The 23,574-nt window shown below is 66.9% G+C and carries 23 protein-coding genes; 11 read left to right on the top strand and 12 right to left on the bottom strand.

Features of this window, described 5'->3' with window-relative positions; translation table 11 throughout:
- Positions 1–17: 17 nt before the first annotated feature.
- The 3 genes from PI990_RS17520 to PI990_RS17510 form a co-directional block, all read right to left on the bottom strand.
- Entirely contained in the window at positions 18–1,181 is a 1,164-nt protein-coding gene (locus tag PI990_RS17520; protein WP_271657895.1) for an FAD-binding oxidoreductase, read from the bottom strand.
- The gene (locus PI990_RS17515; RefSeq protein ID WP_271657894.1) at positions 1,174–2,694 is read right to left on the bottom strand and encodes a phytoene desaturase family protein; all 1,521 of its coding nucleotides are present in this window, start codon (positions 2,692–2,694) and stop codon (positions 1,174–1,176) included. Before PI990_RS17515 ends, PI990_RS17520 begins: the two co-directional genes overlap by 8 nt.
- An 88-nt stretch (positions 2,695–2,782) precedes the next feature.
- Complete coding sequence (locus tag PI990_RS17510; RefSeq protein WP_184489862.1) at positions 2,783–3,619, bottom strand: enoyl-CoA hydratase-related protein; 837 nt, start codon at positions 3,617–3,619, stop codon at positions 2,783–2,785.
- A 122-nt stretch (positions 3,620–3,741) separates the two neighbouring features.
- Here PI990_RS17510 and PI990_RS17505 point away from each other — a divergent pair, with 122 nt between their 5' ends.
- Complete coding sequence (locus tag PI990_RS17505) at positions 3,742–4,377, top strand: TetR/AcrR family transcriptional regulator (RefSeq protein WP_043243951.1); 636 nt, start codon at positions 3,742–3,744, stop codon at positions 4,375–4,377.
- Between the two features lie 63 nt (positions 4,378–4,440).
- On the opposite strand, the gene PI990_RS17500 is transcribed toward PI990_RS17505, so the two are convergent.
- The gene (locus PI990_RS17500; protein ID WP_184489863.1) at positions 4,441–4,803 is read right to left on the bottom strand and encodes a DUF5064 family protein; all 363 of its coding nucleotides are present in this window, start codon (positions 4,801–4,803) and stop codon (positions 4,441–4,443) included.
- Positions 4,804–5,177: 374 nt separating this feature from the next.
- Between PI990_RS17500 and PI990_RS17495 the strand changes: the two genes are divergently transcribed.
- The 5 genes from PI990_RS17495 (at position 5,178) to PI990_RS17475 (ending at position 8,352) form a co-directional block, all read left to right on the top strand.
- Positions 5,178–5,537: a histone-like nucleoid-structuring protein, MvaT/MvaU family gene (locus PI990_RS17495; RefSeq protein WP_021220249.1), complete on the top strand. Its 360-nt coding sequence runs from the start codon at positions 5,178–5,180 to the stop codon at positions 5,535–5,537.
- A 258-nt stretch (positions 5,538–5,795) separates the two neighbouring features.
- On the top strand, positions 5,796–6,113 hold the full coding sequence (locus PI990_RS17490) for a DUF7693 family protein (RefSeq protein ID WP_271657893.1): 318 nt from the start codon (positions 5,796–5,798) through the stop codon (positions 6,111–6,113).
- Positions 6,114–6,233: 120 nt separating this feature from the next.
- Positions 6,234–6,446, top strand: a complete 213-nt coding sequence (locus tag PI990_RS17485) for a DUF3079 domain-containing protein (protein WP_021220251.1) — start codon at positions 6,234–6,236, stop codon at positions 6,444–6,446.
- A 133-nt stretch (positions 6,447–6,579) separates the two neighbouring features.
- The gene (locus PI990_RS17480; RefSeq protein ID WP_271657892.1) at positions 6,580–7,446 is read left to right on the top strand and encodes a DMT family transporter; all 867 of its coding nucleotides are present in this window, start codon (positions 6,580–6,582) and stop codon (positions 7,444–7,446) included.
- 141 nt (positions 7,447–7,587) lie between these two features.
- Complete coding sequence (locus PI990_RS17475; protein ID WP_184489867.1) at positions 7,588–8,352, top strand: CHAD domain-containing protein; 765 nt, start codon at positions 7,588–7,590, stop codon at positions 8,350–8,352.
- 10 nt (positions 8,353–8,362) lie between these two features.
- On the opposite strand, the gene PI990_RS17470 is transcribed toward PI990_RS17475, so the two are convergent.
- The 4 genes from PI990_RS17470 to PI990_RS17455 form a co-directional block, all read right to left on the bottom strand.
- Positions 8,363–8,815 (bottom strand): GNAT family N-acetyltransferase, encoded by a 453-nt coding sequence (locus PI990_RS17470; protein ID WP_271657891.1) that lies wholly within the window; start codon positions 8,813–8,815, stop codon positions 8,363–8,365.
- A 32-nt stretch (positions 8,816–8,847) separates the two neighbouring features.
- Positions 8,848–9,876, bottom strand: a complete 1,029-nt coding sequence (locus tag PI990_RS17465) for a helix-turn-helix transcriptional regulator (RefSeq protein ID WP_271657890.1) — start codon at positions 9,874–9,876, stop codon at positions 8,848–8,850.
- Positions 9,877–9,893: 17 nt separating this feature from the next.
- Positions 9,894–11,105, bottom strand: coding sequence for a serine hydrolase domain-containing protein (locus PI990_RS17460; RefSeq protein ID WP_271657889.1), 1,212 nt, complete (start codon positions 11,103–11,105; stop codon positions 9,894–9,896).
- 193 nt (positions 11,106–11,298) lie between these two features.
- The gene (locus PI990_RS17455; RefSeq protein ID WP_333945563.1) at positions 11,299–12,075 is read right to left on the bottom strand and encodes an MBL fold metallo-hydrolase; all 777 of its coding nucleotides are present in this window, start codon (positions 12,073–12,075) and stop codon (positions 11,299–11,301) included.
- 114 nt (positions 12,076–12,189) lie between these two features.
- Between PI990_RS17455 and PI990_RS17450 the strand changes: the two genes are divergently transcribed.
- A complete protein-coding gene (locus tag PI990_RS17450; protein ID WP_271657887.1) occupies positions 12,190–13,152 on the top strand; it encodes a GlxA family transcriptional regulator in 963 nt (320 codons plus the stop codon).
- Positions 13,153–13,616: 464 nt separating this feature from the next.
- Here the strand turns inward: PI990_RS17450 and PI990_RS17445 are convergent, their stop codons facing one another.
- Positions 13,617–13,868: a hypothetical protein gene (locus PI990_RS17445; RefSeq protein ID WP_271657886.1), complete on the bottom strand. Its 252-nt coding sequence runs from the start codon at positions 13,866–13,868 to the stop codon at positions 13,617–13,619.
- Between the two features lie 241 nt (positions 13,869–14,109).
- On the opposite strand from PI990_RS17445, the gene PI990_RS17440 reads away from it, so the two are divergent.
- Entirely contained in the window at positions 14,110–15,963 is a 1,854-nt protein-coding gene (locus PI990_RS17440; protein ID WP_271657885.1) for a diguanylate cyclase, read from the top strand.
- Between the two features lie 21 nt (positions 15,964–15,984).
- On the opposite strand, the gene PI990_RS17435 is transcribed toward PI990_RS17440, so the two are convergent.
- Complete coding sequence (locus PI990_RS17435; protein ID WP_271657884.1) at positions 15,985–16,872, bottom strand: LysR family transcriptional regulator; 888 nt, start codon at positions 16,870–16,872, stop codon at positions 15,985–15,987.
- Positions 16,873–16,974: 102 nt separating this feature from the next.
- On the opposite strand from PI990_RS17435, the gene PI990_RS17430 reads away from it, so the two are divergent.
- Positions 16,975–17,955 (top strand): DMT family transporter, encoded by a 981-nt coding sequence (locus PI990_RS17430; protein WP_271657883.1) that lies wholly within the window; start codon positions 16,975–16,977, stop codon positions 17,953–17,955.
- Between the two features lie 9 nt (positions 17,956–17,964).
- Here PI990_RS17430 and PI990_RS17425 read toward each other — a convergent pair whose 3' ends face one another.
- A complete protein-coding gene (locus PI990_RS17425; protein WP_184489876.1) occupies positions 17,965–18,369 on the bottom strand; it encodes a RidA family protein in 405 nt (134 codons plus the stop codon).
- A gap of 141 nt (positions 18,370–18,510) precedes the next feature.
- On the opposite strand from PI990_RS17425, the gene PI990_RS17420 reads away from it, so the two are divergent.
- Entirely contained in the window at positions 18,511–19,437 is a 927-nt protein-coding gene (locus PI990_RS17420; protein WP_271657882.1) for a LysR family transcriptional regulator, read from the top strand.
- 49 nt (positions 19,438–19,486) lie between these two features.
- On the opposite strand, the gene PI990_RS17415 is transcribed toward PI990_RS17420, so the two are convergent.
- Complete coding sequence (locus PI990_RS17415; protein WP_271657881.1) at positions 19,487–21,523, bottom strand: TonB-dependent receptor; 2,037 nt, start codon at positions 21,521–21,523, stop codon at positions 19,487–19,489.
- Positions 21,524–22,431: 908 nt separating this feature from the next.
- On the opposite strand from PI990_RS17415, the gene PI990_RS17410 reads away from it, so the two are divergent.
- On the top strand, positions 22,432–23,571 hold the full coding sequence (locus PI990_RS17410) for a hypothetical protein (RefSeq protein WP_271657880.1): 1,140 nt from the start codon (positions 22,432–22,434) through the stop codon (positions 23,569–23,571).
- The last annotated feature ends 3 nt before the right edge of the window (positions 23,572–23,574 follow it).

Raw genomic sequence — 23,574 nt, 5'->3', positions numbered from 1 at the left:
GTGGTGCCGGTGCCCGCCTAGAGCAGGACTTCGATATCGCCGGTGGGGAAGGCCACGCAGGAATAGATCCAGCCGAAGTCGCGGTCGGATTTGCGCAGGTGCGCTTCCTGGGGGTTGAACACCGGGCCGGAGAGCAGCTTGACCCGGCACAGGCTGCATTCGCCGGAGCGGCAGGCGTTCTCGGCGAAGTAGCCGTTGCGTTCCAGGGCGTTGAGCAGGGGCTCGCCGACCTGGCTGCGGAAGCTGCCACGGCCGCGCACGGTGACCTGCACCTCGTTTTCCAGCGCCACGCCTGCGGGCCAGCCCGGTTGCTGGTCCGGGGACTTGGGCGCGCCGTTGGCTTCGACGCGAATGCGCCGGCGGGGCACGCCCAGCTCGGTGAGCAGCGCGACGCAGCTTTCGTTGAAAGGGGTGGGGCCGCAGATGTAGAACATCTTGCCGTCGACAGCGCCCAGTTGCGCCTGCAGCAGCTCGCGGGTCAGGCGGCCGGCGAGCCCCTGATAGCTGGCGGGCGGCCGCGAGATCACCTCGGTGAGGCGGACGTTTTCATGGTGCGCGGCCAGCTCGCGCAGCTGGTGTTCGAAGATCACGTCGTCCACATGGCTGTTCACGTAGACCAGGTGGAAGCGCTGCGGCAGGTCGCGCCCGAGCAGGTCCAGCAGGATGCTGCGCGCCGGGGCCACGCCCGAACCGCCGGCGAGGAACACCAGGTCGTCACCGTGGAAAAGCGGGTTGTGGTGGAAGGTGCCCATGGGCCCGGAGCTGGTCAGGTGCTGCCCCACGCTCACGTGGTCGAGCAGGTAGCTGGAGACGAAGCCGCCCTTGGCGCGCTTTACCGTGAGGTCATAGTGGCCACGCTCGCCGGGCGGGGAGGACATCGCGTAGGGGCGGGCGGTGAGCACACCGTCGATCTCGACGAAGAGGTTGATGTACTGGCCCGCCTGGAAGGGCGGCAGCGGCTTGCGGTCGCTCGCCTTCAGCCGCAGGGTCTTGGTGCTGGGCGTGTCGTCGATGATCTCGACCACTTCCAGCGACAGGCGCTTGGGGTGCAGCTGCACCACGGTGCTGCCCACTTCGCCGCGCACTTCCTCGAAGTCGCTGCCGCTCAGTTCCAGGGCCTGCTTGGCGGCGAGGGCTTCGGCGTAGCCGGCGATGCGGTTCATCGGGTTGCGGTCAGACATGCTCCACCTCCGTGGTCTTCAACTGCTTGAGCACGGCCCTGGCCGTGGATTCGCCCGCCATGTAGGTGGGCTGGAAGCCGCCCATGGAGGTCCAGGAACCCGCCATGTAGAGCCCGGGCACGGCATCCAGGCGTTCGCGCAGCAGGGCCGAGTCCTGGGCGCTTTGCTGGAAGCCGTAGATGGCGCCGCCGGGGGTGTTGAGGTAGCGCATCATGGTCAGTGGCGTGGCCACTTCCACCTCTTCGATGTACTGGCGGACCTTGGGGTAGACCTTCTCGATCACCGCGATGAGCTTCTCGGCGAATGTGTACTTGGTCTGCGCGTAGCGCTCGGGTGGCACGGCCTTCCACACCTCGCCGTATTGCAGGCAGACCAGCACCACCTGGCTCTTGCCCGCCGGCGCGGCGCTGGGGTCTTCGAGGTTGTAGCAGGTGAGCATGCCGCCGAGCGGTGGCTCCAGGCTGCCCATGCGCGCGTGGATCTGCTCCTCGTCGAGGGTTTCGTAGATGAAGCTGGAGGCGGTGGTGACGCCGAGTTCCTCGGGAGTGCAATCCAGCCCGAGGTAGATGACGAAGGCCGAGGTGCCCATGCGCCGGGATTTGAAGTCCTGCTGGACCTTCAGCGGCGGGCGTTCGAGGTCGAGCAGTTCGTTGAAGGTGATCAGCGGGCTGGCGTTGGACACCACCGCCTTGCAGGCGACCCGCTCGCCGCCTTCCAGGCTTACGCCGCTGATGCGCCCGCCCTGGGTGTGGATGCGCTCCACGCCGCAGTTGAAGCGCACCTCGCCACCGGCTTCGAGGAAGGATTCCACCAGGGCGCTGGACATGGCCTGTGAGCCGCCCTTGATGTGCCAGGGTTTGAACACCGCGTAGGCGTAGAGCATGGTCGCCAGGTCGGCGAAGGGCAGCATGGTCGGCGGCACGCCCAGGTAGAGCCAGTAGGTGGCGAGGATGTTCTTCAGCTTGGCGTCGGTGAAGAACTCGTCCAGCACCTCCCGCGCGGGGCGGAAGCCGTACTTCACGTAGTAGGGGCAGAGCGATTCGAGCATGGCCTCGCTGTTGGCGCGGCTGGCCTGGGGCAGGGTCATGAAGCTTTCCAGGGTGACCTTCTCGCAGACCAGCATGAAGCGCTCGATGGCCTCGCTCTCCGCCGGGTACATGCCCTGCAGCAGGCGGCGGATGCCCGACCAGCTGGCCGGCAGGGTGACGTCCAGTTCGCCGGGCACGGCCAGGCGGTACAGAGCGTGCTCCTGGATGAACTCGACCTTGTCCAGCACGCCGAGCTTGTCGAAGAACTTGCGCATCACGAAGGGCTTGTCCTCGGTGCCCAGGCCGCTGAGCTGGTGCAGTGCCACCTCGAACTCGAAGTCACCGCGCACGAAGGAGGTGGCGCACCCCCCGGGAATGTTGTGGCGCTCCAGCAGCAGGGTGCGGGCACCGCCGCGCTGCAGCGCGGTTGCGGCGGTCAGCCCGGCGTTGCCGGCGCCGATCACCACGGCGTCGTAATGGGTCATCGCTCACCTCGAACTTATCAACGATAAGATTTGGTCAAAAAAAGCGGGCCTAGGGTTTGCACGAAAAGTCGTCGAGCGCAGACGCTTTTTAGAAGCGGTCCTGCAATGCATGCAGGTCGTCGAACTGCGCCGGGGTGCCGGTCGCCCGTGCGCCAACGGCGCGGAGGATGTCCTGGCCACTGAGGATGGCGCTCTGCAGCAGCACGGTGTGCTGGAGGGACTCGTAGACGCCGTGGTCGCGGCTGTAGAGCATCGAGCGCTTGATGCCGTTGATGGCCACCGGCGGGCGCTCGGCGATGCGGCGGGCGGCGGCGAAGGCGCCTTCGAGCAGGGCTTCCGGGGTGGCGAAGACCTTGGCCAGCAGCCCCAGGCGGTGGGCTTCGGCGGCGTCGAGGGTGTCTCCGGTCAGCGCCAGGTAGCGGGCCACGCCGGCCGGGATGAGGCGGGGCAGGCGCTGCAGGATGCCGAGGTCGGCCATCATGCCGATGTTGGTTTCCTCGATGCGGAACTTCGCCGCCTCGGTGGCGAAGCACAGATCGCAAGCGGCGATCAGGTCGAAGCCGCCACCGATACAGGCGCCCTGGACGGCAGCGATCACCGGGAAGCGTGCCTGCTCCAGGGCATTGAGCGCGCCCTGCATGCGTTCCAGGTTCACCTGCAGTACCTCGCGTTCCTGCGGGTTGCTGGCGTGGAATTCCTTGGCGGCTGAGAACATCTGCAGGTCCAACCCGCCGCAGAACACCTTGCCCTGGGCGGAGATGACCAGCGCCCGTACCGTGCCCGAGCGGCTCAACTGGTCGACGGCGGCGGGCAGTTCGCTCCAGAAAGCGCGCGTCAGGCTGTTGGCCTTGTCGGGGCGATTGAGCTGCAGGTGGGCGACGCCGTTGTCGACGCTGACGGCGAAACACTCATAGGTTGGGGCCATGGAAACACCTCGGGGGCGGATAATCTTGGCGATGCTAAGATTTGATCTTTGCAGCGTCAAGATTTTTCCGAGTGCTAAGATCGCGACGCCCCGCCGCCCACGAAATCAAGGCCCCGCCGCCCATGAGCAAGACACCCCAACGCGCCCGCGACACCTACCACGTCGGCAATCTCGCCCCGCAACTGCTCGATGCCGCGCGAGAGATGCTGGAGGAAGTGGGCCCCAGCAAGCTGTCGCTGCGGGCGGTGTCGGAGCGGGTAGGGGTGAGTTCGACGGCCGCCTACCACCACTACGCCAACCGCGCCGAGCTGGTGGGCCAGTTGGCGGCCCAGGGCTTTCGCGAGTTGGGCGCCGTGCTGCGTATCGAGGATGGCGGCAGCACCGGCCTGCAGAAACTGCGTGACGCCAGCCTGGCCTACTTCAGTTTCGCCCGGGCCAACCCGGCGCTGTACCAGTTGATGTTCGGCCCGGAGCTGGCCAGCGGCGAGATGCCCCTCGACTACATCGAGGCGCGGGACCGGGCCTTTGGCGAGCTGCGGCGGATCATCGCCGAGATCCTCGGCCAGGGCATGGACAGCGCCGAGGTCCGCCGCGCCGCGCTGGCGGGCTGGTCCTACACCCATGGCCTGGCGTCGCTGGTGATCCACGGCGTGTTGCAGTTCCCGGCCGGCACCACCGACGCACGCTTCGTCGACAGCACGCTGCAGGGCTTCGAACACCTGTTCAATGCCGGCGGCGGCGTGGGTTCCGGAACCTGAGGGGCTGGCGGCAGGGGCGCGGGCCCTTGCAGCGAGGCAAGGGCACGGCGAAGGGAGGCGGGGTTATTCCAGGTGCTCGGGGTTTACCGGGTCGCCGGACTTCATGTCCAGCTGCGCGCGCACATCTTCGAACATCGCATCGTAGTGTTTGTGCATCGAGCCAATGCTGCTCATGGCTTTGGGAATGCCGTATTTTTCGGCGATCTTGGTGATGTTGCTGGCGAAGTTATAGGCCAGGTCCTTGGGCAGGAAGAAGGACTCCTTCAGTTCCTTGTCGAAGATGCTGCCATGGACGGTGAAGAGCATGCCCTTGCCTTCCTTGGGGTCCGTGGTGACCTCGTAGTCGATGCACAGGTTGTAACTGAAGTCGTGCTCGTTCAGCGCATGACGCTCGATATGCAGGTGGCCGGGTTCGAATGTCGCCATTGCTCTTTCTCCTTCATGAATAGCGTGAATCAGCTGCGTCCGCGCAAAGAATAAAGCAGAGCTGCGAGGCACTGAAAACTAGTTCCTTTTCAGGGTTTGTAAAGCCTGCGGGAGCGCCGGTACGGGCGTTCTGCGGGTATTGGACGCGCCTGCTCATCGGTCATTCAATGTGCTTCCATCGTTCCATGGCGGTGCCTGCCCGATCACCTAATGATCAGGGCCCGATCAAAGGCCGGGCGGGAGTAACGCCAACTAAGACAATGAGAAAAGAGGCGCGGCGAGTGTAAATAACAGCGATAAAACTCTGGGATCCAGTAAACTCTGCGTGCGCTTGCCTGTCAGAATCACTGAAACAACCCACCCGAAGGTTTTCCATGTCCAAACTTGCAGAATTCAAGGCTCTCGAAGCCAAGCTGGCCGAACAACTGGCTCAACTCGATGCACTCAAGAACGATAAAGAACTCAAGCGTGAAATCGAATTCGAACAGAAGCTGCGTTCGCTGCTGGGCGAGTACAACTTCTCGCTGCGCAATGTGATCGCCATCCTCGACCCGAGCGTTTCGCGCAGCCCCGTTGCCGCTAAAGCCGGCGGTCAGCGCCGCGAGCGCGCGGTGAAGGTCTATATCAACCCGAAGACCAACGAGCGCGTCGAAACCAAGGGCGGCAACCACGGCGTATTGAAAGCCTGGAAAGCCGAACACGGTGCTGAAACCGTGGAAAGCTGGCTGCAGTAAGCGCTTCTGCCCAGTTGCAAACAGCCCGCTTCGGCGGGCTTTTTGTTGCGGGTGAAAGAGCGATAACGTCGGCCTGGCTATTCAAAATTGAACAGGCAACGAACACATAGAGGCCATGGCGTTGTTCTTGTTAGGCGCGTGGGATGCCGGGGTGGATTGATTGGCTATTGGCTACCGCGATACCTCGCACTCCATCACTTGCCAGCGATAAGCTCCGCTCTCGGCACCGTTCAATAACACTTCAAACGATAGAACCCCATGAAACCCGATGGCTCCCTCAGTGCACGCGAGGTCTACCAACTGCTCAAGGACATCGCCCTGGGCGTGCGCCTTATGCGCCGTGGCACGGAGCAGGGCTGGAGCCGGGACCATCGCGGCGACGTCGAGCTCGCGGTCGATGGCTGGCGGCTGACGCTGTACAACGAATTCGGCCACCTCGATCACTGCAGCGCCTGCACCTCGGCGGACGGCCGGCAGGGCGCGCCCGAGGCCTGGGCGCGGTTCGGCACCGACCCCACTCAGCTGTTGAGCCAGTGGGAGCGCAGCCAGTTGGAAGCCTTGCTGCACAGGCTCTAGGCGGCCGCTGGATATTTTTCGCGGTTGAAACCGCACGGTACAGGCTTGATCGCGGTCAAGGCGCACGCGGATGGGCGCGGTAACGTTGGGGCAACCCGTAGCCGAAGCCCGAGCGTCCACATGGCCAAGCCCTTTCCCCTCAACCCCAAGCATCCCGAGCGCATCTGCTGGGGCTGCGACCGCTATTGCGCGGCGAGCGACCTGGCCTGCGGCAATGGCGCGGACCGCACCATGCACCCGGTGGAGACCTTCGGCGAGGATTGGCACGAACAGGGGGAGTGGGGCATCGAGCCGGTGCTGGGGCCGGATGCCGTGCAGGAGGCGAAGCCGTGACGCGCTATCTCGCCCTGGCCGCCAGCGCAAACTGCTATGGACAGAAACACCCGAACTGATACTGGCTGGCCGTCCGTTCACCGTTGCATAGTCGGAGTCTTTTTCTCGACGCGCACGGTAGCGGAGGCTGGGCATGGATGTGCTCATGGGGTTACTTGCGGCCCTGCTTTGGGGTGGAACGGATTTCATGGTCGGGTTGAATGCCCGGGCCGTCGGCGTGCAGCGCGCGGTGTTCTTCAGCCAGACCCTGGGGCTGCTGCTGATGAGCCTGCTGCTCGTGGTGTTTCCCGCCTTCCTGCTCAAGCTGACCGGCGCCGCGCCGGGGGATTGGGGCATGGGCGTGCTGGCGGCCTGCTTCACCCTGTGCGGCGCGCTGGCGCTGTCGAAGGCCTTCTCCATCGGCAAGGCGTCGATCGTCGCGCCGGTGGTTACCTCCTATGGCGTGGTCACCACCCTGCTTGCCTGGCTGGGTGGCGAGCGGCTCAGCGGGTTGCAGCTGGCGTGCATCGGCCTGTGCGTAGTCGGTGTGATCCTCTCCAGCATCACCCGTGGGTCCGACACGCCGCATCATGTCGAGCCGCGCCGCTCAATCGCCTATGCACTGCTCGGGGCGCTGCTGTACGGCACCAGCCTGTGGTTGCAGGGGCACTTCACCCTGCCGCGCCTGGGCACGGTGGGCATGCTTTGGCTGGGCTACCTGGTGGGCGTCAGCCTGTTGCTGGTACTGATGCTGAGCCGCGGTGGCAGCCTCAAGCCGCCCGCGCCCCGGCATGCCTTCGCGCTGGCGGGCACCAGCCTGATGAACCTGGGCGGTTTCTCGGCCTTCGCGTTCGGCGCCATGGCCGGTTCGGTGTCGGTGGTCACGGTGATCAGCACGCTGTCCGGCGGGATCGCGGCCATCCTCGGCTACCTGTTCTTCAAGGAACGGCTGTCGCCCGTGCAGGTGACCGGCGTGACCCTGGTGCTGCTCGGCGCCATGGTGCTGCATGTGAAGGCATGACGGTCATGTGGGCGGCGTAGCCTGCATCCGCCGGATGAAAAATGGATTAACGAATTCCGTGTTCCTGGCACTCCCTCCCGACCTTTATGCTCGGCGCGGAATTGCCCCTGGCCACTGACCTTCCCACCCCTGGAGAGCCCGATGTCCTTCGTCGATTCGATCGTTGAGCAGGTGTTGCGCATAGAGCTGGGGATTCACCACAGCAGCGTGCGCCTGTTGTGCCGTACCGATGGTGAAGCCCTGCATGACCTGCGCATCGGCCTGCGGCGGCTGCGCAGTCTGCTGCGGCCCATTCGCAACCTGGAGTCGGTGCGTGAGCTGGATACCGCAGCAGCGGAGGTGGGGCGGCTGACCACGCCGATCCGCGACCTGGAAGTGATGATCATCGAGCTGGAGCGCCAGGGGCTGCCCGACCTGGCGCAACTGCGTCGCCAGCGCCTGGAGCAGGGCTACCGCGTGGTCGAGGACAGCCCCACCCTCCGCACGCTGATGGCCAGCCTCGATGACTGGCCGGAGCAGTTCCGTGATGCCCAGCGTGCGGGCGAGTTGCGGGCGTTGCGCGACTTCATCCGCAAGCGCCTGAAGAAGCAGCGCGACACGCTGGTGGCGGCGTTGCAGGACCCGACCTACGACCGCCACGCCTTGCGCATCCTGGTCAAGCGCATGCGCTACGCCCACGACGCCTACCCAAGCCTGTCGCCGATTTCGGCCAAGGCCGCCGCCTCCCTCAAGGCGGTGCAGGGCGCGCTGGGGGATTGGCACGACCACTTCCAGTGGTGCCTGAAGGTCGACAGCGAGCGTGACCTGGAGCCCTTGCGCCGCCCCTGGGAGATCGCCATGGAGGCCTCGTTGAAGGCAGCGGAAGCAGAGCTGCAGAACCTGCTGGAGCGCCTCGAAGGAAACTGAAAACCGGCGATCAACCGTTGCCGGCGTGAGCGGTGAACTTGACGAACACCCGCTCGGGGTCGCCCTCATCCAGGTTGTCGATGCGGCCGCTGGGGGTGAAACCGTGGCGGGCCAGCAGGGCGAGCATCGGTGCGTTGGAGGCGTTGGTCGAGGTGAACAGCTTGGGCCCGGTGCACTGCCGCTCCAGTTCGTCCATCAGCGCGGAGGCGACGCCTCGGCGGCGTGCCCCGTCCTTCACCATCACCAGGGCGATGAAGTCGTGTTCGAAGAAGGAGCGGTCGAGCACGCCGTAGCCGAGCAGCGTCGAATCATCGTGGGTTTCCACCGCTACCCAGCAGTGGCCGGCCGCTATCGCCTGGGCGATGAAGGCCTTGCGGCCCGGCTGCTCGCGGGCGATGGGGTCCAGTGCCACGAGGGCATCGGTATCCGCGCTGCGGGCGCGTCGCACGGTGGGGCGCGTCATGGTCGGCTCGTGCCTGGGAAGGGGCGGCCAGTCTAACCGCCGGCTTTCCCTCCGTCTTCCGGCGCCTCCTGGCGAAGGCCCTGGCGGTACTGGTTGAGCGTGATCCCGGTCCAGCGGCGGAAGGCTTGGCGCAGGCTGGAGCCGTCGTTGTAGCCGAGCAGCTCGGCGATCTGTTCGGTGGTCAGCTGGGTGCGCCCCAGCAGTTCCCGCACCCGCTGCAGGCGGGCCTGGTCGAGTATCTGCCGGTAGCTGCAGCCCTCGTCGGCCAGGCGCCGGCGCAGGGTGCGTTCGGTGAGCTTGAGGTGCTGGGCGATCTGGCCGATGTCCGGGTAGCGGTCCGGCAGCGAGGCGAGCAGGGCGGTGACGCGCTGGCGGGTGCCGCCCATCTCGCTCTCCAGCAGCTTGTTGAAGCCCTCGCTGGCCAGCGCCAGGGCCGCCTGGAACACCGCCGGGTTGGCGGTGGGGATCGCCGATTCGAGCAGGCCCGCCGGCAGGAGGAAGACGATGTCGCTGCCACGGGAGCGCACCGGCATGCCGAAGTAGGCAAGGTAGGGCTGGGTGCTCTCCAGCCCGGCGGGCAGGGTCAGGCCGAGCCCCTGCAGCGGGCGGCCCATCAGTTGGTTGAACAGGTGGTAAGCGGCGGAGGCCAGCACGTTGGCGTGGAACTGGCGCTGCCGGGTGTCCCAGCCCGCCCGGATGCGGAAGCGGGTGGTGACGCGGACATCCCCCTGGCCTTGCGCCTCGACCAGGATGTCGGCGATGTCCGGGTTGAACAGCAGCATGTAGGCGCGGACCACCTTCAGGGCGTCGGCGATGGTTTCCGCGCTCATCAGGGCGAGGCCGGCCATGCCGTAATCGGTGGCGCGGTAGTGCTCGCCCAGGCTCAGGCCGTCGATGGCGTCGCCGTGGTTGCGCACGATCCAGTCGTACAGGGCGTGGCTGGGTGGCTGCTCGTCGGGGCTGTCGGCGAGCAGCAGTTGCGGCGCCTCCAGGCCCCGGCCGTGCAGGTAGTTCTGCAGCGGTCGCCACTCGAAGTCGAAGGTCAGCGCTGACGGCGGCATGCCGGGCTCCTCAGGGATCACAGGTTGCGCGCGATGGCGCGGAAGGCTTCGAGCGATTCGTATTCCATGCGCGTGCCGTCCTCGTTATAGCGTGCATAGGCGGAGGTCTTGGCGATCACCACGCGGCGCGTCGGGTTGACGTAGATGAACTGGCCATAGACGCCCACGGCCATGTACTCGCCCTCGTCGCCCTGCGGCACCCACCACTGGTAGCCGTAGCCGAGGTTCGGCTGGCCCTGCTCCTTATAGCGCCCGGGGCGGAGGAAATCCTTCGCGGGGGTGACCGATTGCTGCACCCACTGCCGCGGCACGATCTGCTCGCCCGCCAGGTTGCGGCCCTCGTGCAGGTACAGCAGGCCGAAGCGGGCGTAGTCGCGCAGGCACAGGTTGAGGCCGCCGAAGGCGATCTCCGCGCCGTCGTTGTCGGTCAGCCACTGGCCGTCGCACTCGGCGCCGAGGGGCGACCACAGCTTCTCGGCCATGTAGTCGGCCAGGTCGCGGCCGGTGGCGCCCTTGAGCACCATGCCCAGCACCTGGGTGTCCACGCTCACGTAGTGGTGCTCGGTGCCGGAGGCGCCGGCGCTTTTGAGCTGCGCCACCCAGGCGTCCACCGAGCCGCCGAGGGCGATGGTCTGGCCCAGCTGGTTGATGCCCGCCTCGGGGTCGGCGTAGTCCTCGTTGAAGGCGATGCCGGAGGCCATTTCCAGCACGTCCTGCAGCGGCACGCCGTCGTAGCCGCTGCCCTTGAGCGCGGGCGCGTAGTCGCTGACCGGGTCGCGGATATCGCGGATCGCACCTTCCTTCAGGGCGATGCCCACCAGGGCGGAAACGAAGGACTTGCCCACCGACCAGGAGATGGCCCGGGAATCCTCGCGGTTGCCCCGGAAGTACTGCTCGAAGACGACCCGGTCGGCCGCCATGACCAGCATGCCGGTGGTGCCCGAGGTCACCAGCCAGTCCCCCAGGGCCTGGTCCCGGCCCTGGAAGTGGAAGCGCTCCACCAGCGCCTTGGGTGCCGTCTGCAGGGGGACGCTCACGGGGCCCTTGGGGATCGGGCGCGCCTGGAAGATCGTCGGCATGGAGCGGAAGTTCTGGGTGATCCGCTCGGGGTCGAACAGGGTGTGGAAGTGCCACAGGCGCATGCCCAGTTGCGTGGCGAGCACCAGGACGATGCCGCCCACCAGCAGGGCGGCTGCCAGCAGCAGGCGTTTTACCGAGAGGCGGCTCATCGGGCGACCTCGGCATCTAGCGATTGGCAGTCGGGGATGTAGATGAAGGTGGGGCGATACGCAGCGGTTCTTCTCATTGTTTTCTCTGCCGGGTGGAAGGTGTTTCACCGGGGTGCAGTGAACCAGCCGCCAGGCGTGGAGCGCGAGAAGCGCTCCGGACAAAAAACGATGGAAATCGGACAGGCTTGCTGCCTCAGGCCAGCTCCAGCACCTGGCCGTCGGCGGGAATCAGCAGGCGCTGGGCCAGGCCGCTGGCGTGCGCTGCCTCCGCGAGCTCCTCGCGGGTGACCGGGCAGTGGTTGATGGCCTGCAGGTGGTTGGCGACCACGATGCCCCGGCTGAGGCGGGTGAATTCGAGCACCTCGTCCAGGCCCATGATGATGTCGTCGCCGATATCGAAGCGCGCGCCACCGGCCGGTACCACGCACACCTGGGGCTGATGGCGCAGCACGAAGTCGCGCACCCCGGGCGTGAGGATGGTGTCGCCGGCCAGGTACAGGCTGGGTTCGCCGGGCAGTTCGATCAGGTAGCCGACGCCGTGCTCCATCAGGCGCCCGACCAGGCCCCTGCCGTGGGTACAGCGCACGGTGCGGAGGGTCCCGCCGAAAAAGGGCACCGGCTCCGCGTGCCCCTCCGGCAGCGGCTGCACGTTCAAACCCAGCCGCATCAGGTAGGGCGCGTCGTGCGGGGTGCAGATGACCGGGATCTGCCGTTCCCGCAGCCAGCGCGTACCGGCGCGGTCCAGGTGGTCGAAGTGGCCTTTCTGGCAGTGGGTGATCAGGCAATGGGTGACGGACTCCAGCGCCTGCGGGGCCGATTCGGGCAGCTCGACCGTGGGGTTGCGCTGCCGCCCGGCGAAGATGCGCAGCGAGGGCAGGGTACCTTTGCGCGCCAGCATGGGGTCCACCAGGATGCACTGCTGGCCCAGGTCGAGAATGATCGTTGCGTTGCGGAGTTGCTGGATCTTCATCATGTGTCCCTCCTCGGGTATGGCGCCATGGTGCCGAGGTCCGGGGCTGGCGATAATGGCGGGAATGGACATAATCCATTCATTTCCAGTCATCTCATTTCCCCCGGGTGCCCTATGAAGATCGGCCTGCTGTTGTTTCCCGGTTGCATGCCCGCCGGGCTGCTGGCTTTTGGCGACATGCTCCACGCCGCCAACCGCCTGGCCGGGGGAGAGTTGTTCGAAACCTGTTTCGTGGGTATGCACGGCGGCCCGGTGGAGTGCGCCCATGGGCTGGTGTTGGCGGCGAGCCAGGGCATCGCCGAGGGCGAGCTGGATGCCGTGCTGATTCCGGGCTTCTGGGCGGAGTCTCCGCAACAGGTCGAGGCGATGCTGGCCGGCAACGGCGCATTGCTGGGCGCCCTGGCTCGGCTGCACAAGCGCTGCCAGCTGTGGAGTTATTGCACGGGCGTGTGCCTGGTCGCCGCCAGTGGCCGCCTCGACGGGCAGCCCGCCACCGTGACCTGGTGGCTGGCGGATGCATTGCTCAAGCGCTACCCCAAGGTGCGCTGGCAAAGCGAGAGCAATTGCATCTTCAACGCGCGCAGCGCCACCGCCAGTGGTGTCAACGGTTACCTGCCGCTGGCCCAGGCCCTGATCGAGCGGCAGGTGAGCCAGAGCGTGTTCCACGACCTCGATCGTTTGATGGTGTTGCCACGCCCGGCCCAGGTACACGATGCCTTCCAGTCCCTCAGCCTGATCGAGCAGCCCAGCCCGTTGCTGCGCCGCCTGCATGGCCTGGTGCAGGGGCTGCCGGCCGAGCAGATCACGGTGCAGAAGCTGGCGGCCGAACTGGGCATGTCGGAGCGCACCCTGGCCCGCAAGGTGCGCGATGAGACCGGTGTCGCTGCGGCCACCTATGCGCGGCGCATCAAGCTGAGCCAGGTCAGCGAGCGCCTGACCCTGACCTCCGCCCCGCTGAAGACCATCAGCGACGAGTTGGGCTTCAGCAGCGATTCGAACCTCACGCGCATGTTCAAGGAGCTGACCGAGCTGACGCCTGCGCAATACCGGCAGCGCTTCGGGCGGGTGCAGGGATGAAGAAGGCGATGCGGATGAGGTGCGCTATGCCATGGAGACCCGGCCTGCACCGAACAGGACCCGATCTTCCCGCAGGTGATGGATGAGCTGAACCGTGAGCGGCGGGAGGCGGAGCCGACACCGCGGGAGAAGGACCGGGGTGAGCGCGTGCCGTAGGGTGTGCCGTGTGCGCACCTCAAAGGTGGGAGTGGCACGGAGCCTTTCGGAGCTCGCCGGAAGTACCGAGCTCGGGACCGGTGCGCGCAGCACACCCTACAAGAACAGATCGGCGCACGAGGCTCGACCGTGTGCATTGCAACGCACATTGATGCACGGGCTCGGCCCGATGCACGCGGCTCGGTCGTAGGGTGTGCCGTGCGCACCTCAAGTGAGTGCAGCGTTGGCTACCGGTCACTACCCCCTGGGCTGAAGCCCGGGCTACCGGGTAGGGGGTGCCGTAGCCCGGACTTCAGTCCGGGAAGGGGTCAGTGAGGCAGCACCTTCGCCAACACCACGCAGGTCACCACGAGCCCCAGCACCACCCAGCGCAGGCCGTTGGGCGAGAGGAAGCCGAACAGGCGCAGGGTGCGGGCGGTGAACACGTGCCGGCACTCGGGGCAGCGCACCTGCATCCTGGCGGCGAAGGCGTTCTGGTAGACGCCCACGCCACTGGCGACGAGCGCCTTGCGCGCCGTGAAGAGCGCCGAGCAGGCAGGGCAGGCTTCCAGTTCCTTCATGGGTTCTTCTCCGTTCCAAGGTGGTTCTGCCAGCGAACATACAGGCTCGGGACCAGGCGCCGCGCCTCCGTGATACCGCGCTGAGACCCCCTGCACATTCGTGGAGGGGAGGCGGCTCCGGCCCGGTACTCGCCGGGTTCGAGGGTTGTCTTGTAGACTTCCTCCCTGTCACGGTGCGACGGTCTGCGTTCGATGCGGCCGCCATCCTTGGCTCCCCTGGGCTCTGCTGGTACCTGGCCGCATGCATGCCATCCGCCTTTCCCGTCAGCTGTTTTCCTGGCTTCTGTTCGTACTGACCCTGCTGGCGTTGCCGGCCGGCGCGGGCGAGCGGGTGGTCGATGCGGCGGCGGTGGACAAGGCCGCGCTATCCCTGACGCCTTTCGTCTCGCTGCTGGAAGACCCGGAGCGGTCCTTCACCCTGGCCGATGTACAGGCCCCCGCACTGGCGGCGCGCTTCCAGGGTGACCAGCCGCCCGGCAATGCCCTGGCGCTGGGCTTCACCCGCTCGGCCTTCTGGCTGCGCCTGGTGCTGCACAACCCCGGTGATACGCCGTTGCGGCGCATGCTGGTGGTGGAGAACCCGCGCATCTCCCATGTCGAGGCGCACATCCCGGATGCTCAGGGCGTCTACCACGCCACCGCCACCGGCTGTGACGTGGCGCCGTCGAGCAAGGCGTACGCCAACCGCAACTTCGTCTTCCCGCTGCTGCTGCCGGCGCATTCCGAGCAGGTGATCTACCTGCGCGTGGCGTCCAGCGTGGGGCTGCTGGTGCCGTTGCAGCTGTGGCCGGTGGAGGCCTTCCACGCCTACGAGCGCGACGACTACGTGAGCAAGGTCTGGTACTTCGGCATCGCCACCGCCATGGTGCTGTTCAACCTGATGCTGTTCGTGGCGCTGCGGGACCGGGTGTACCTGCTCTACGTGGCCTTCGTTTCCTGCACCGCCTTCACCCTGGCGATCAAGAACGGCCTGGCGCCGGACTGGGCCATCGCCGGGCTGCCGCTGAATTCCAACGTCGCCTACTACTCGGGCGTGTCCCTGGCTCTCAGCGCGATGCTGCTGTTCACCCGGCGCATGCTGCGCACCGACCAGCTGATGCCGAGGGTGGACCGGCTGCTGCTGGCGATGGTCGCCCTCTACCTGGCGACGCCGCTGCTCTACGCCATCGCCTTGCCGCTGTTCTCGCGCCTGGCGGTGTACTTCAACCTGGCCACGGCCGTGGTGGTGTTGGGCGTGGCCCTGGCCGGGGTGATCAAGCGCCAGCGCAGCGCCTGGTTCTTCCTCGCGGCCTTCGCCCTGCTGATGTTCGGCGGTGCCATGACCACGCTGCGGGCCATGGGCCTGGTGCCCACCAACATGTTCACGGTGGACGGCATCCAGCTGGGCTCGGCCATGGAGATGATCGTGCTGGCCTTCGCCCTGGCGGACCGTTTCAACGTGATGCGCCGCGACAAGGCGCGGGTGCAGGAGGCATTGCTGCAGGCCCAGGAAAAGCTGGTGGAGACACTGCAGGGCTCGGAGCGCGAGCTGGAGCTGCGCGTGGCCCAGCGTACCGATGAGCTGCAGGCGCTCAACAGCAAGCTGGAGACCCTGAGCCTGACCGACGCCCTGACCGGCATCGCCAACCGCCGCCACTTCGACGAGGTGCTGCAGCAGGAATGGCACCGCGCCCAGCGCACGGCCGAGCCCCTGGCGCTGGCGATTCTCGATGTCGACTGGTTCAAGCGCTACAACGACCACTATGGCCACCCGGCGGGCGACGCCTGCCTGCAACGCATCGCCCAGGTGCTGGCCAGCACCCTCAGCCGTTCCAGCGACCTGGTGGCGCGTTATGGCGGCGAGGAGTTCGTCTTCCTCGTGCCCATGACCGATGCGGCCGGCGCCCAGGGCATCGCCCAGCGTCTGGTGCAGGCCATCGAGGAGCTGGCCTTGCCCCATGAGCTCTCCACCTTCGGCCGGGTCACCGTCAGCATCGGTGTCGCCGCCATGGTGCCGGGGCAGGGCGAGGCCGCCGAAACCCTGCTGCAACGCGCCGATGCGGCGCTCTACGAGGCGAAGAAGGCCGGGCGCAACCGCGTCGGGCGCTTCATCTAGGGCGCGCCTTCTGCGGGCCTGCTAGGCAGGCGTGGCCAGGTGGGCGAGCAGCTGCCGTGCATGGGATGACAGCGCCTCCTGGCCCCTGATGCACAAGCGCAATTCCCGTGTCGCCCAGGTGTTCTCCAGGCTGACGATGGCCACCGGCAGTTCCTGCGCCAGGCGTGTGGCGCCCGCTTCGGGGAGCATGGCGATGCCGGCGCGCTGGGCCACCAACTGGGCGATGGCGTCGAAGCTCGGCGCACGCACCCGCACCTTCAGCGGCACGGCGTAGTTCAGCGCCATCTCCTCGATGAAGCGCTGCATGGCGCGTTCCGGCGGCAGGCAGACGAAGGCGAAGCCCAGGGCCTCGCGCATGTGCGCCTGGCGGCGGCCGGCCAGCGGGTGGTCCCGGGGCACCAGCAGCACCAGGCGGTCGTCGCGGAACGGCATGGAGACCAGCCCACCGGTGGGCAGGTTGCCGTCGTAGACGCCGATGTCGAATTCGCCGGCCTGCACGCCACGCAGCACGTCGCGGCTGTTCAGTTCGGTGAGCTGCAGGTCCACTTCCGGGTAGTCGGCGAGGAAGGGCCCCAGGGTGGCGGGCAGGAAGGTGCTGTTGGCCACGGTGCTGGCCGCCAGGCGCAGGGTGATGCGGCGCTGGCCGGCGAGCTCCTGCAGGGTGTCCTTGAGCTTCTGCGCCTCGTGCAGCACGCCGTGGCAGCCTTCCAGCACCAGCCGCCCCGCGGGTGTCAGGCTCATGCCATCGGCCTTGCGCACGAACAGGGCCAGCCCGCAGCGTTCCTCGAACTGGCGCAGCCGGGCGCTGGCCGCCGAGACGGCCACGGGGAAGGTGGCGGCGGCCTTGCTCAGGCTGCCGGTGGCGGCGATGGCGGTGAGCAGGCGCAGGTCGGCGAGGTCGAAGTGCAAGGGCGTTCTCCTTTGACGAAGGGGCCGTTCGGTAAAAAGCGATTCTAGCGCTGGCGCCTTCGCTTCAGAATAACGGTAGCCACCTTGCAAACCGGATACCTGATGAACGCCTTGCTCTCCCTCTATAAACGCAGCGCCGCCAACGGCAGCCTCTTCGCCGTGCTCTCGGCCGCCGGCTTCAGCCTCAAGGCGATCTTCGTCAAGCTGTCCTATGCGGCTGCGCCCGTGGAGGCGGTGACCCTCCTGGCGATGCGCATGGGCCTGGCGTTGCCCCTGTTCGCCTGGTTGCTGTGGCTGAGCCGCGGTACCGGTGAGGTGGCCTTGTCCGGCCGCGACTGGTTTCGCGTGCTGCTGCTGGGGATGTTCGGCTACTACCTGTCCAGCCTGTTCGACTTCTACGGGCTGGAATACATCAGCGCCGGCCTGGAGCGGCTGATCCTGTTCACCTACCCGACGCTGGTGCTGGTGTTCCAGGCGCTGATCTTCCGCGAGCGGCCGAGCGGGCGCACCTTGCTCGCCATGGGCCTGTGCTACCTGGGGCTCGGGGTCGCGCTGATGCACGACATCGGCAGCACCGACATGGGCACGCAGGTGATGATCGGCGCCGCCTGGGTGTTCGCCAGCGCGGTGACCTATGCGCTCTATTACCTGGGCACCGGCGTGATGGTGAAACGCATCGGCTCCATGCGCCTGGCCGGCCTGGCCGGGGGTGCCTCGGCGCTGATGGTGCTGGCGCACTATGGCGTGGCGGCCGACTTCACCCAACTGGCGACGCTGCCGGCTTCGGTGTGGCTGTACACCGCGCTGATGGCGCTGCTCTCCACCGTGCTGCCGATCTACTGGATGGCGTTGGCGATCCAGCGCCTGGGTACCACCCACACCGCCGCCGTGGGCAACCTGGGGCCGGTGCTGACCATCCTGGCGTCCTGGGCGTTGCTGAACGAGGCCATCTCGGCCTACCAGCTGGTCGGGCTGGTGCTGGTGCTGTTCGGCGTGTCGCGGCTCAAGGCGGCGCCGCCCAAGGCCGTTGCGGCCGAGGAGGCAGCGCCGGCCCGCAACCCCGTGGGGTCCGGGCCGGCCTGAGGCGGATGATCAGCGGGGGTCGCCCTGGGGCAACCGGGCGATCACCTTGATCTCGAAGTCGAAGCCATAGAGCCAGGTCACGCCCACGGCGGTCAGCGTCGGGTGCGGCGCGGCGCCCCAGAACTCCGGCACCACCTCCCAGATGGCTTCGAACTTCGCCTGCGGGTCGACCATGAACACGGTGACGTCGACCACGTCGTCGAAGCTGCAGCCGGCCTCGCCGAGGATCGCGTTGAGGTTGGTGAAGGCCTGGCGCACCTGGGCCTTGAGGTCCGGCTCGGGGGAGCCGTCGGGGTTGCTGCCCACCTGCCCGGAGACGAACAGGAAGCCATTGGAACGGATGGCCGGCGAGTAGCGGTTGCGCTCATAGAGCGCCTGGCGGCCGGGCGGGAAAACGACGTCGCGCTGGGTCATGCGATACCTCCAAGGTGGGTCGATGGGACCCGGGATCAACGATGGAGGCGACTGTAGGAGCTTGCGCGGGGGCGATAAACGCGCAAGCTTGTCCTTCACTGTTTGTGAATCCCAAACAATCCGCTGGAATCTGGAGCGCCGATGGACCGTTTCGATGCGATGCAGGCCTTCGCCCGGGTGGTGGAGGCCGGCAGCTTCACCCGCGCCGCCGACACCCTGCACATGAGCAAGACCAGCGTCACCCAACTGGTGCAGCAGCTGGAAGCGCGCCTGCGGGTGAAGCTGCTCAACCGCACCACGCGGCGGGTGGCGCTGACCGCCGATGGCGCCGCCTATTACGAGCGGGTGGTGCGCCTGCTGGCCGATATGGACGACGCCGAGACCAGCCTTTCCAGCGCCTCGGCTTCGCCCCGGGGCCGTCTGCGGGTGGATGTGCCCAGCCCGCTGGCGAGCATGATCCTGGTGCCGGCGCTGCCCGAGTTCCACGCGCGGCACCCGGACATCCAGATCGACATGGGTGTGAGCGACCGCATCGTCGATGTGATCGGCGAGAACGTCGATTGCGTGGTGCGCGGCGGCGAGTTGCGCGACCAGTCGCTGATGGCGCGGCGGGTCGGTGACCTGCGCCTGGGCGTGTATGCAGCGCCGGATTACCTCGCGCGCCTCGGCGTGCCGGCGCACCCGCGCGAGCCGGAGGATTCGCCCCACCGCATCGTCGGTTTCCTCTGGGCGCGCACCGGCAAGCCGGTGCCCTACGCCATGCGCAAAGGCAATGAGGAACTCCGCGTGAACGGCCGCTACGTGCTGGCGGTGGACGATGGCAACGCCTACCTCGCCGCCGGGCTGGCGGGCCTGGGCGTGCTCTGGCTGCCGGAATACATGGCCCTTGCCAGCCGGGCCAGCGGCGCGCTGGTGCCCTTGTTCGAGGACTGGCGCCTGGACCCGATGCCGATGTACGTGGCCTTCCCGCCGAACCGGCACATCAGCGCCAAGCTGCGGGTGTTCATCGACTGGGTCGCCGAACTGATGAAGCGCCACGCGCCGGTGATGACCCACTCGGGCGCGTGACGCGATGAAGGCATGACAACGGGGCCGCAACGGCCCCGTCGCCTGTAGGTCAGAATGCGACCCGTACCCCGGCCTCGACGCTGCGGCCGGCCGCCGGCACCTGATCCCGCAGGATCGAGCTGGCGTAGCGCACGGTCTGGTCGTTGAGGTTGTCGCCCTTGAGGAACACCAGCCACTCGCTTTCCGCCAGGTCGAAGCGGTAGCCGAGGCTGGCGTTGAGGGTGGTGTAGCCGTCGGTGCCGCGCTCCTCGTCCGGGACCCGGCGCTGGGCACTGGCGTGCTCGACGCCGACGCTGGCCTGCCAGCTCTGGTAATTCCACAGCAGGGCGCTGTTCAGGCGCAGGGGCGAGATGCGCGGCAGCGGTTCGCCGGTCTCCTTGTTCTTGGCGCGGGTGTAGTCGGCGGAGCTCTGCAGGGCGAACTCGCCGTACGGGGTCTGCGCCAGGCGCCAGTGGTCCTGCGCCTCAACGCCCCAGAAGTCGGCCTTCACGCCGCTGTAGAGGTATTCCGGCAGGGCATCGTCGTCGCTCGGGGCGACTTCCTGGCCGTCCTCGTCGAGGTAGCGGCCGCTGCCCAGCAGGCCGATGTAGTTGGAGAAGCGGCTGTAGAACACGCCGACGCTGCCCTTGTGGGTGCCGTCGTCGAAGCGCAGGGCCAGGTCGGTGGACCAGGATTTCTCTTTTTCGGCATTCGCATCGCCCACCTCGTAGGTGCCGGTGGCGGCGTGGGGGCCGTTGGCGTAGAGCTCGTAGAAGGTCGGCGCGCGCTCGGTGTAGCTGAGGGTGCCGGCCAGGGACCAGATGTCGGTGAGGCGGTAGATGGAGCCGAACGACAGGCTGCCGGCGGTGAAGCTGTGGCTGTCGTCGGCGCCTTCGAAGCGCTCGTTGCCGGCGGCGTCCGGGCGCAGGCGGGTGTGTTCCAGGCGTCCGCCGAGGGTGAGCTCCAGGCGCTCGGTGGCCTGCCAGCTTTCCAGGGCGAAGAGGGCGCCGCTGTCGGTGTCGGTCTGCGGCACGAAGGCTTCCTCGCCCAGGGCCTCGAAGCGGCTGCTGGCCACCTGCACGCCGACCACGCCTTCCAGCGGGCCGATGGGCGCGTGACGGGCTTCGAGGCGGGCCTCGTAGCCGTCGTTCTTGAAGGTGGTACCGACTTCGCCGTCCTCGATCTCGCGGTGCTCGTAGGTGGTGTGGCCGAAGTCCAGCTTCAGCGAGCTGAAGGGGCCTTCCAGGTCACGGATCTCCGAGGCCATGGCGTAGTGGCGCTGCTCCATGTCGATGCGCACGGCGTCTTCGGCGGGCGAGCCGTAGTTGCTGTCGTACTCGTCGTAGGAGAGGCCGACGTAGCCGTGGTCCCAGTGGTAGGCACCGCCCACCGCGCCGCCGTCCTGGCGGCCGTCGCTGTTGTTGACGCGGTGCTTGCTGTCGTCGCCGTCCTGGGCGCGCTGGTCGCGGGAGCGGGCGTAGCCGGGGATGCGCGTGTCGTTGAACTGCCGCGAGTTGGCGTCCAGGTGCAGGGCGAAGTTACCGTCGCCGGCCTCCAGCTTGCCGGCTGCGCTGCGGGTGGTGTCGGCGCCGCCGTAGCGCAGCTCGCCGCCACCGTGCAGGCCATCCACCGCCTCGCTGGGGATGCGGTTGTCGAAGGTGTTGACCACGCCGCCCACGGCGCTGCCGCCGTACAGCAGCGCCGCCGGGCCGCGTACCACTTCGATGCGCTCGGCGTTGGCCGCGTCATAGGGCACGGCGTGGTCGTAGGAGAGCGAGGAGGCGTCCAGCGCGCCAACGCCATTGCGCAGGATGCGGATGCGGTCGCCGTCGAAGCCGCGGATCACCGGGCGGCTGGCGGCCGGGCCGAAATAGGTGGAGGAGACGCCGGGCAGGCCGTTGAGGGTTTCGCCCAGCTGCGCGGCGCTGCGCAGGCTCAGCTCGTCGCCTTCCACCACGCTGGTGGGCGAGGCCAGGGCTTCGCTTTTCAGCGGGTTGGCAGTGATCACCTGCTGCTCGAGGACCATGGGCTGGGCGGCGAACGCATGCTGCGCCATGAGCAAGGCCGCGGCGATGGGGGTGTGGAGGCGGAGGAAGCGAGCGGACATCGGAGGCGGTTCCTATGGAGTTGAATTGTAATGTTACAACATAACAATTCATGCGCCACAGTTTTATAAGCCCGGTGTAGAGCGCTCCGTAGGAATGGGGCGTTCTGCGTGGCCGGAGATAAGGCTCTGTCTGCGTTAGCTGTTGTGGTTTTAAAGCAAGCGCTCAAGCAAGGCCCTTTCCGTGCGTCCAAGAGTTCGTACCACCTCCACCGCATGGGTTTCGCTTCGCTCGCGGAACGCCGCCCGACCCATCCTACGAAAGCCTGTGCGCACCTGTGGTGATGCGCTGGACGAAGAAAGGTGGGGCAGCCGCCAACGCCCCTCCAGGAGGCCGAACGCAGTCGTTGCGCCGGGGGACGAGCGGCATGGATGCCGCGAGAGGCGCGCCAGGCCATGGATGGCCCATCGCGCCGGCCCCCAGAGCAACGATGGAGTGAGGGAACCCCGGCGAAGCCGGGGCCGGATGATGGGGCAAGCCCTTTTGGTTCCTTTTAAGGCGATTGTTAAAAGGGACTCGCCCGGGTGGGCGAAACCAGAAGCATCACCAGAACTCGGCAATCAGCTGGGCTCAAATCCTCTAGCAACACTTAACGCAGACAGAGCCGGAGATAACGCCCGCCGTGCTTATGCGGAAGCGGCCCTTGCGGGGCGGCCGGCTGATCTACGCTGCTCAGGCTGGCGGATGCTTTCGACGTTCTTTCGATCCCCGTACCCGGCAGGAAGGCGCCTGTCCGCAACCTGCGGCAGCGCTCGTCTTCGTTTCTTTCTGCCGTGCCTGGTCGCCGTTCGAGTCGTATTTCCCCCATGCCCCGCGAAGTGCAAGGAGTGCTCCCCCGCGGGGGAGTGGTGCGCCGCTGGAGGGCACGGGAGTCGCCGGCTCCCATCCCATCTCATGCAAGGAAAGCGTCATGACCACATTCAACGAGGCCGCTTCGGCCGGTTACAAAAGCCTGCTGAACCTCTACCAGCCCGAGGTCTTCCCGGGGAACTTCTGGTTCGCCGGCAACACGCTGCATTGCTGCCTCGACTATCTCGTCAATTCGAAGCAGCACGACGACGGCGGGATCCTGCGCAAGGCCTATGGCATCTACCAGGACCTGAACGCCAGGGTCGACTGGTGGGTGGACGACTACGGCTGGTGGGGAAATGCATTCCTTATCGCCTTGTACAACTGGGAAGCGCTGGGCTACCAAGCCCCCCGTGACGATCAACTGCGAGACGGCATCATCAGCGCCACGAAGCACTGCTGGGACAAGCTCGCCGGGCATTGGTCGGATGACAGCTACAACGAGGGCGGTGAGGATCATGCGGCGGGCAGTGCGCCTATCAGGGGTGGCACGTTCAACCTCAAGGACCCCGACCAACCCATGTCGGGTCGCAATACCGTCACCAACCTGGGGTTCCTGCTGCTCTCCCGGGGCCTGGCCCTGTTGAACCCGAACGATCCCGACGCGCCAAAGTATGCGGAGATGGCGACGGCTGAATTCCAGTGGTTCGACAAGTGGCTCGGTATCCCCGGGTCGCTGCGGACCGCGCAGGACCTGGTGCTGGAGCGGCCTCGTGGGAATGTGGTCAACCCTGAGTGGCATTGGACTGGCGACCAGGGGCAATTCGTCCTGGCGATGGGGTCGGGGAGTGAGGTTTCCCACAAGGTAGCGGCCGCCGTGCTGAAGCGGATGATCGACAACGACGGCATCCTCCACGAGTACGAGATCAGCGGTGCGCTGGGAGAGTTCATTGCCGACTATGCTACCGGGAAGGGCGTCTTCATGCGCTGCATGCAGGGCCTCTACGGTGCGTCGGGAGGCAGCGCGGTCTACAAGGATTTCGTCAGGAACAACGCCGCTTCCGTCTGGGCCACGGCCACCCAGGGCAGTGGTGGCGCTTGCCAGTTCAGGTTCAACTGGAGCCGCCGCCCCGGTGTCTGGGAGCCCGAGACCCTCTCTGGCAAGGACCCACAACTGTGCGACCTGATCCTGCAGACCGCCGGGCAGGACGCCCTGAACGCCGCGTTGGCCTTGGGTCTGGGGAACGAAACCATCACATGATGG

This window comes from Pseudomonas sp. TUM22785, assembly GCF_028198105.1.
GTDB classification, from domain to species: domain Bacteria; phylum Pseudomonadota; class Gammaproteobacteria; order Pseudomonadales; family Pseudomonadaceae; genus Metapseudomonas; species Metapseudomonas solani.
This window is presented reverse-complemented; position numbering and strand designations above follow the sequence as displayed.